The 7,738-nt window shown below is 44.5% G+C and carries 7 protein-coding genes; 3 read left to right on the top strand and 4 right to left on the bottom strand.

Translation table 11 applies throughout. From position 1 onward, the window contains the following. The coding region (locus tag GX441_00565; GenBank protein NLI97136.1) for an oligosaccharide flippase family protein at positions 1 to 1,181 on the bottom strand (1,181 nt) is incomplete at its 3' end. Continuing rightward, the gene (gene wecB / locus GX441_00560) at positions 1,182 to 2,267 is read right to left on the bottom strand and encodes a UDP-N-acetylglucosamine 2-epimerase (non-hydrolyzing) (GenBank protein ID NLI97135.1); all 1,086 of its coding nucleotides are present in this window, start codon (positions 2,265 to 2,267) and stop codon (positions 1,182 to 1,184) included. A gap of 122 nt (positions 2,268 to 2,389) precedes the next feature. Between wecB and GX441_00555 the strand changes: the two genes are divergently transcribed. Genes GX441_00555 through GX441_00545 form a run of 3 tightly spaced genes read left to right on the top strand, consistent with a single transcriptional unit; the run spans position 2,390 to position 5,722 of the window. Beyond that, complete coding sequence (locus tag GX441_00555; protein ID NLI97134.1) at positions 2,390 to 3,583, top strand: YjgP/YjgQ family permease; 1,194 nt, start codon at positions 2,390 to 2,392, stop codon at positions 3,581 to 3,583. Further along, the gene (locus tag GX441_00550) at positions 3,580 to 4,662 is read left to right on the top strand and encodes a YjgP/YjgQ family permease (GenBank protein NLI97133.1); all 1,083 of its coding nucleotides are present in this window, start codon (positions 3,580 to 3,582) and stop codon (positions 4,660 to 4,662) included. Before GX441_00555 ends, GX441_00550 begins: the two co-directional genes overlap by 4 nt. A 13-nt stretch (positions 4,663 to 4,675) precedes the next feature. Next, positions 4,676 to 5,722: a WD40 repeat domain-containing protein gene (locus GX441_00545; GenBank protein NLI97132.1), complete on the top strand. Its 1,047-nt coding sequence runs from the start codon at positions 4,676 to 4,678 to the stop codon at positions 5,720 to 5,722. 82 nt (positions 5,723 to 5,804) lie between these two features. On the opposite strand, the gene GX441_00540 is transcribed toward GX441_00545, so the two are convergent. Together GX441_00540 and GX441_00535 are read right to left on the bottom strand one after the other, a co-directional pair. After that, entirely contained in the window at positions 5,805 to 6,320 is a 516-nt protein-coding gene (locus GX441_00540; GenBank protein ID NLI97131.1) for a hypothetical protein, read from the bottom strand. Next, positions 6,317 to 7,639: an adenylate/guanylate cyclase domain-containing protein gene (locus tag GX441_00535; GenBank protein NLI97130.1), complete on the bottom strand. Its 1,323-nt coding sequence runs from the start codon at positions 7,637 to 7,639 to the stop codon at positions 6,317 to 6,319. Before GX441_00535 ends, GX441_00540 begins: the two co-directional genes overlap by 4 nt. Positions 7,640 to 7,738: the final 99 nt, after the last annotated feature.

Genomic DNA, 7,738 nt, shown 5'->3' with positions numbered 1-7,738 from the left:
GAAGCATAAAGCCCCATCAAGGGGATCAGAAAAATATTCATCGCAACAACTATAATAGCTCCAACAATTGATGTAATAGTGAAATATATCGTTTTCCTCGCAATCTGGCATGGAGTACCTACTATATTGAAAACACCCATAAACCCCATTGCAACAAGAAGAATCGGAACCAAGGGCGCTGCGCTCCAATATTCAGGTTTTTTTGTTATCACGTGAAGCAACTCATTTGCCCCTCCGCCAAGCACAATAAGCGCCCAGCCCACAAGAAAAAGCACATAGGTCAGCAACCTTGAGGTAATTCTGTGAAGATCGGGCTTATCCTTAATCGAAAAAGCATAAGGTGTCCACGCAAGATTAACTGTCGCCAAAAGCAGGAATGATACCACACTTGATATTGTAATCGCAAATCCAAATACTCCAACTGCTCCTTTTCCTAACATAGGCAAAATTATCCACCTGTCAAGCATAGTTCGCATCCAGTAAAAAGCCATGTTAGGTACAAGTGGAAGAGAATATAAAAACATACTTTTAAGACTTCGAAACGAAAACTTAATCCCTTTAGAGTAGACATATATCCAAACACTTACTGGAAAGAATGTCAACACCGCCAAGATTGCATCCACTACGTAAATTCCTAAAAGATCCTTCTTTAAAAAAGCAAGGAAGAATACAATCAGTCCTACCTTCACTATTGCCTTTATTATGGTAAAAAACATATAAGCCCATGGTTTTCTTTCACATCTCAAGAAAGAAAGAAATACAAAACTTGGACAACTAAACGCAGTAAAAATAGAAAAAAATTTGAGGATCAATACTGACTCAGGTGCGACAAATTTGATAGCTTTAACGAAAGGACCTGCAAAAAAGTATCCTAATACTCCTACTGCTATAGAAGTGACGACACTAAATGTGAATCCTGTTGAAATAACATTTCTTTGTTCCGCTTCAGTCTTAACCTTAAAGTAATCGGCAATTACTGCTTGATCAATACACAAGAGGATTATTATTTTGAGGAATTCGTAAGCAGGTATTGTAAGACTGCGAATTCCGTATTTGTCAATCGAAAGATAAGCGGCAAATAAAGGAAGAAGAACTATCTGTATCATTCTGTCGGCCGCATTTCCTATACCGTATATAAGTGTGTCTTTAGAAAGAACTTTGAAATCCTTCAGGGCCATCAATTACTTTCGAAATGTATTATCAAGGATAGCATCAGAGATATTTTGAGTAGCCTTTCCGAACCCGAAAGCGCTAAGATTTGGGGGTGAAGCTGGTTGTTGAGCTTTTAGTATTGATTCTGAAATTTGCACCGGATCCGAGCCTGTCAAACGATTCCATCCGCCTTCGAGGGTTTCAGGCCACTCAGTTTCATCGCGGAGAGTGATGCACGGACAGGCAAGAAAGTACGCTTCTCTTTGAACGCCTCCTGAGTCTGTGAGTATTAGTTCGGCATTCTCCTCAAGAATCAGCATATCCAGATATGAAACAGGCTTGATGATTCGAATATGATCTTTTTCCTGACTGGTCATTCGTTCAAGTGTCTGTGCCGTTCTCGGATGACACGGAAAGATGATTTGCGGGTGATCAATAGAAGCTAAGGCGGAAATGACGCCTCTCAATATTTCTTCATCATCCACATTTGACGGTCTGTGCATTGTCAGAAGCCAGTACGATCCGCCATTTATGGATAGTTGCTGGAGTATAGATGAAGATTTCCTGGCCGCAGGAAGGAAAAGATTCAAGGTATCAAGAAGGATATCGCCGGTATTTATTACTCCTTTTGTCCGACCTTCACTTGCAAGATTCATGACCGCGGTCGATGTCGGACACAAAAGGATTTCCGAGAGGGTATCCGCAACAAGACGATTTATCTCCTCCGGCATCCTCCGGTTGAAACTCCGTAGTCCCGCTTCGACATGAGCTATGGAGATATGGAGCTTTGCAGCTGCCAGAGAGCCCGCAAGGGTCGCATTCGTATCTCCATATACTATCACTAAATCAGGGTTTTCTTCAATAAGAACTTCTTCAATACCTATCATCGACTTGCCGGTTTGAACCGCGTGACTTCCTGATCCGATTCCTAAATCGTAGTCTGGACGGTAATTAAGTTCCTTAAAAAAAACTTCAGCCATTTCTGAGCTGTAATGCTGGCCTGTATGAAGCTGGATATGCTGGATACCCTTTTCTTTGTTCAGCGACCTTGAGAGCATGGCCGCCTTAATAAATTGAGGTCTTGCTCCGACAATCGATAGTATCTTTTTTCTCATTTTTCAAGAACAATCCGTCAAGTTCATTTCCCTTTGAAGAAAAACATATTTGATTTTATAGACCTGTATCATTATGTCAACGGATCTCATTGACATATTGCATTGCCTCGTTATCATTATTCATGCGTATATTTTCGCGCTACATTCTGAGCCAGTTTGCCGTTCCCCTTGCGCTTTCCTGGGCCGTTTTAACCGGTATATTCCTTATGGACCAGTTGTTCCTTTTATTCAATCTGGTTATTACAAAAGGTATTGAGGTAAGGTACGTTCTAGAGATACTGCTATACGCAATCCCCTTTGTAATGGCTATGTCAGTCCCCCTCGCAACCATGTCAGGTTCCATGATGACCTTTGGAAGACTTGCGCAAGATAATGAAATCGTCGCACTCCGTTCAGCTGGTGTCCGATTGGTTGATACATTTGTTCCTGTTTTCGTATTCACCGTTATCCTCTCTATATTGATGGTGTTTTTTAACCTCTACGTTCTCCCCGAATCGAACCACAGAGAACGCAACATGCTTGCAGACGTTTCAAGCAAAAAGCCTTCGGTAAGACTTGATGAAGGACTTTTCAATGAGGGATTCCCAGGATACACGATTTTCATAGGCTCCAAGGACGAACGCAACTCCAAAATCTATGATGTCATGGTTTCCGTAAGAAATAGCGCATTGATTACAGCCCCTGAAGGTTCGCTTGTCGTGACACCCGACGAGAGATACATAGTCATGACTCTTTATGGCGCTGAAACGCACGAACTTGTGGGAACAAGCTACCGCAGAATCCGCTCGGATACGCAGATAATCAATCTTGAGCTTAACACCGAGCTGATAAGACGCGAACGAACCTACCGGTCGGAAAAGGAAATGACCCTTCCATTACTCTTAAAGGAGATAGATTCGAACAAGAAACAGATAGTATCCAGCAGAAGCGACCTGGCGAAAACTACGAATCAGCTTAGAAAGCAGGAACTCGAAAGGAGAATAAAGAGTCTGGAAAGCAGAATCAATGTTCTTAACGTTGAGATTCACAAATCCATCGCTTTTTCTGTAGCCGCGGTGCTTTTTTTGTTTTTTGGCGCTGCCCTGGGAGGGAAATTGAGGAAGGGCGGCATAGGACTTGCAATTGTTTTGAGTCTTATCTTCTTTGCTTTTTATTACATCTTAGTCATAGGCGGAGAAAAATTCGCCAAAACCGGAAAGATGTCCGCATGGCTCGCAATGTGGCTTCCTAATCTGATTATGATTCCGTTTACTGTAGAGATATTCAGCGAGGTTTTCTTTGAAAACTCCCTTATCTTGAAGAAGCTCAGACTGTGAAACGCTTTGACAGATTCCTGGTTTCCGAATTCCTGCTTTTTTCACTTCTTGGGCTTATAACAATCGTTATCATATACGACTTGATTCGGCTTATAGACCTCATGAACTATTTTCTGCGATACAAAGCTACACTCCTTCAGATTCTTGCATATTACTTTTACGAACTTCCTGCCGCAACAGGACTTCTCCTTCCCGTCGGCTGCGCTATGGGCATCTTCCTGACCTTCGGCAGACTCATACGCTCCAACGAGCTCGTTCCGCTTCTTGCCTCAGGGGTGGATATTTTAAGAATATTTGCTACTTTTCTGGTAACGGCTTCCGTTATTACGTTGGCGGCTTTTTCTTTCAACGAGCTGGTTGCAACCAAATCCAAAACCCGTTTCATCGAATACAAGGAGGCAAACATAGAAAAACGTTCATCAAACAGAACTATTGTAATATACGAAACTACTTATCTTTCCGAGACCGGGAGGCTATACTCCATACATCAACTGAATATTAGAGACAGTACGGCATCGGGCTGGATGATATGGGAATTCGGGCCAAAACGTTCCATCAAGCGGACTTTGAGGATAGAACACGCCAACTACTCGCAAAAGGAAGGCTGGCGAGGCGATAATATTGAAATAACATCATTCGATGGGGATGAAGTAGGATTTGAGAAAATCAATAATGGAATAGTTCCGGAAATAAAGGAAACCCCGGGTGAGATCGGAGGGAGAATAAAGCAGGTTGACGAGATGACCTTTATAGAACTCGCTCAATACATAAAACGCAGAACAAACGCCGGAATCGATGCATCCGAGGAGATTACAGAATTCCATTTCCGTTTCTCCGGACCTTTAATAATATTAATAGTGACGCTTATTTCCATCTCTGCGGCGAGTCTTCTGCGAAAAAGCAACATCACGCTGGGCATCGGACTCGGACTTCTTCTGAGTTTTATCTACTGGGGTTCAATACAGGCGTTCAGAGCATTCGGGTACAACTCCGATATCCCCGGTTGGCTGGCTGCATGGCTGCCCAACATCTTGTTTTTGGGAGTTTCATTAGTATTATTAACTAAGATTAAACGTTAGCCGGAGGCATATTATGAAAAAGATTATGTTTTTCGCGGTAATCGCGAGCGTCCTTTCAGTGGCGGGTTGCGGCAGCAATCCCACACACGTAATCTACAATGGAGCGCCAGTTTCAGTCGACACTTTCAGCGGACGCGTCACGGCAATTGCCGTTAGTCCGGATAATACGACACTCGCTCTTGGTTTTTCGGATAGCCTGGTGATGCTGTGGTATCCCATCGAGCATAAGCCCGTTAGAAAGATACAAAAACACCGCCATATAATCAACAGCGTAGCCTTTTCGCCTGATGGAAGCCTTCTTGCGGCTGCGAGCGGCGATGAGGTTTTCACGATAACTAACGCCAAAACAGGACAGCTTATTGATTCTGTAGTGATGTTTGAAGGACCCGTAACGAGCGTAGATTATTCTTCAGATGGAACCCTTTTGGCCGTAGGTTTCGCCGACAAGTTCGTAGAGATATGGGACGTCCAGAAAAGGGAACAATCGGGCGAGTTCAAAGGTCATGAAGGCGTTGTTACAGCGCTTAAGTTCAGACCCTTGAGTCACATTCTGTATACCGCCGGCCGCGACAGCCTTCTTTTTATCGCCGACGTGGATGATACCGTTTCATTTAAGACAAAAGAGTCTTCGGGTTATATCAACGCTCTTGCTTTTTCTAAAGACGGCACCCTATTCGCAGCTGGAGGAACCAATGACCTGGTCAAACTCTGGAAAACGGAGCCTCTGACATCCATTGGCTGGTATCAGAGTAATCTTATGGACGTGCTTGGAATCGCATTCCTGCCGGATAATGCCACCTTGATTGCTTCAGACCGGGCGGGTACAGTGGTATTTCTGAAGATCACCAGCCCAAGCGATACGGTAGAAACCAAGGGCATATTCACCGTAGGTCTATCCGAGCTTGGAAGATTCAAGGCCCACGATGGAGCAGTGAGGAGCATCGCTGTCTCGAACGACGGCTCGAAGCTATATACGGGCGGCGACGACCGCACTCTGAAAGTCTGGGATGTAAAAGCAATTCTCGAAAATCTTATTTCCCAGGCTCCAAAGGGGAAATAACGTCAGGATTTGACTATACTAACCTAAAAGAAGTATAGGGCGGAATAAAAACAGGGATAAATCTATCCTTGAAAAGCGATTGTCATTTTCTGTTTTCTACACGTTTTGCGACTTCTTCGAGTTCTTCGAGTTTCTCAGTAAGCAAGGCGATCTTTGTTGAAGGGATATCTTCTTTGTCCTTAAGAAACGCGATTTCTCTCTTGAAGCTTGACAGCTTCAAAGAAAAAAGATTGAGCGCACGTTTAAGCTCGCTCGAAAGCGGCTTCTCCAGCTGCTTATCGACGGATTGAATCAGGGATTCGGTATGACGGGTAAGACGAGCAATATCTTTTCTATCTAAGTCAAGCTTAAGAAGCGATACCGCGCCTGAAATTGACATCTCACGTTTCACGGGCTGATGTCTGGACGAGGTTGTATCCGGTTTTATGTCGTCTTGGATGTTTCTCGACGTATCGCGCGGTTCGGTATTTCCTGAATCCGTAATAGTCGCGTCTTCTATTATTACGACTATTGCTTCATCTTTCCGGCCCGTTCCGTCGCAGCTTGCGATTATGAACGGCAATGCTACTGTTGCAAACCCCAAAAAAAACCTCCTCATTGCAAAGCCTCCTTCGGAATAAGCAGTTCGAACACTTCTATCTCCTGTTCTCCGTAATCTTGTATTTTAATGCGCCTTTCCTTCAAAGGCATCCTCTCCGCGATAAGCTCCTTGACTCTTTTCGAGACAAGAACCTCTCCATGTTCTGCAGCCTCCTCAAGCCTTTCAGCGAAGTTAACGCTCTCGCCTATGATTGTGTATTCCATCCTTCGCGCCGAGCCGATGCTGCCTGCTATGGCGGCGCCTGAATGAATCCCCATACCCATTTTGATGCTTATTTTCCCAAGGTTCTCCCGTGCGAGATTCAATTTCGTTATCACATTCTGTATCTCGATAGCTGCCTTGCAGGCTCTAAGAGCATGGTCTTTCTGCGGCAAGGGAGCGTTCCAGAAGGCAAGAAACCCGTCGCCTATGAATTTATCCAGAACGCCCTCGTTTTCTATAATCACGTCTATTATCGGCGTAAAGTAGTGATTAAGAAGCCCTATTATCTCCTCGGGGGGCATCGTCTGCGAAAGACGCGTGAATCCGCGAATGTCCGCGAAGAGAATCGACACCTCAAGCCTGTCTCCCGCAAGATGAACCATATCCTTTTCGGCGAGTATCTTCTCAGCTACCTGTCTCGTGACGTATCTCTTGAAGATGTTTTTCACAAACTCACCCTCCTCAAGACCCTTCATCATCCAGTTGAAGGTATCGCCAAGAACACCCACCTCATCGGATGATTGTATTTCAACCCTTGCACCCATGTTTCCGGAGCCGGCCTGCTGCATGGCGTCCGCGAGAGTTCGAAGATGCGACGTGCTCCTTCTTGCGAAATAGAGTATCAGCGCCAATCCAGCGATGAATGCGGCCGCGCCTACCGCTGCAACCTGCCACACAAGATTCCAAATGCCTTTTTCCAGATTCAGGAGAGAGTATGATAAGTCTATTGTGTAGACTATTCTTTTCGATTCCGGATCGCGTATCTCGGTGTGAAATCGCTGGGTTTTGTCCGCTTGAATGTCCGCTCTTCTCGAGCGAAGAACCTTGTTGCCTTCATGTATGGATATATCAAGAATATCAAGATCGTATCCTTCTGCCCTGAATCGCGTTGAGAAAAGCTCGGTAAGGTAGTCCTTGAGTTCCGCATCCCCCATACGCTTTCGCGCAAGATGAATTGAGTTTATTACGTCGACTATTCTGTACCTGGCGTCGTTTTGTTTTGCGACGACAAAAAAATGTATTGATATTCCGAGGACGCCCGCAAGAAGCACTCCGTAGAGAATACTGAAGATTATTATGAGCTTGCCTGCAAGTCCCAAACCTTGCTTTCTCATAGCCTTAGCATACTCGACGTTGATTGCTTGTCAAGCTCGACTAGTTAATTCAAGGAACACGAACTTTTGCTGCTATTGACAACCATAGAACTTGGATTA

The sequence above is a fragment of the bacterium genome (assembly GCA_012517375.1).
Lineage (GTDB): Bacteria > Hydrothermota > Tepidihabitantia > B3-TA06 > B3-TA06 > JAAYVC01.
Note: the sequence above shows the minus strand (reverse complement) of the source record. Positions and strands in the feature narration are given on the sequence as shown.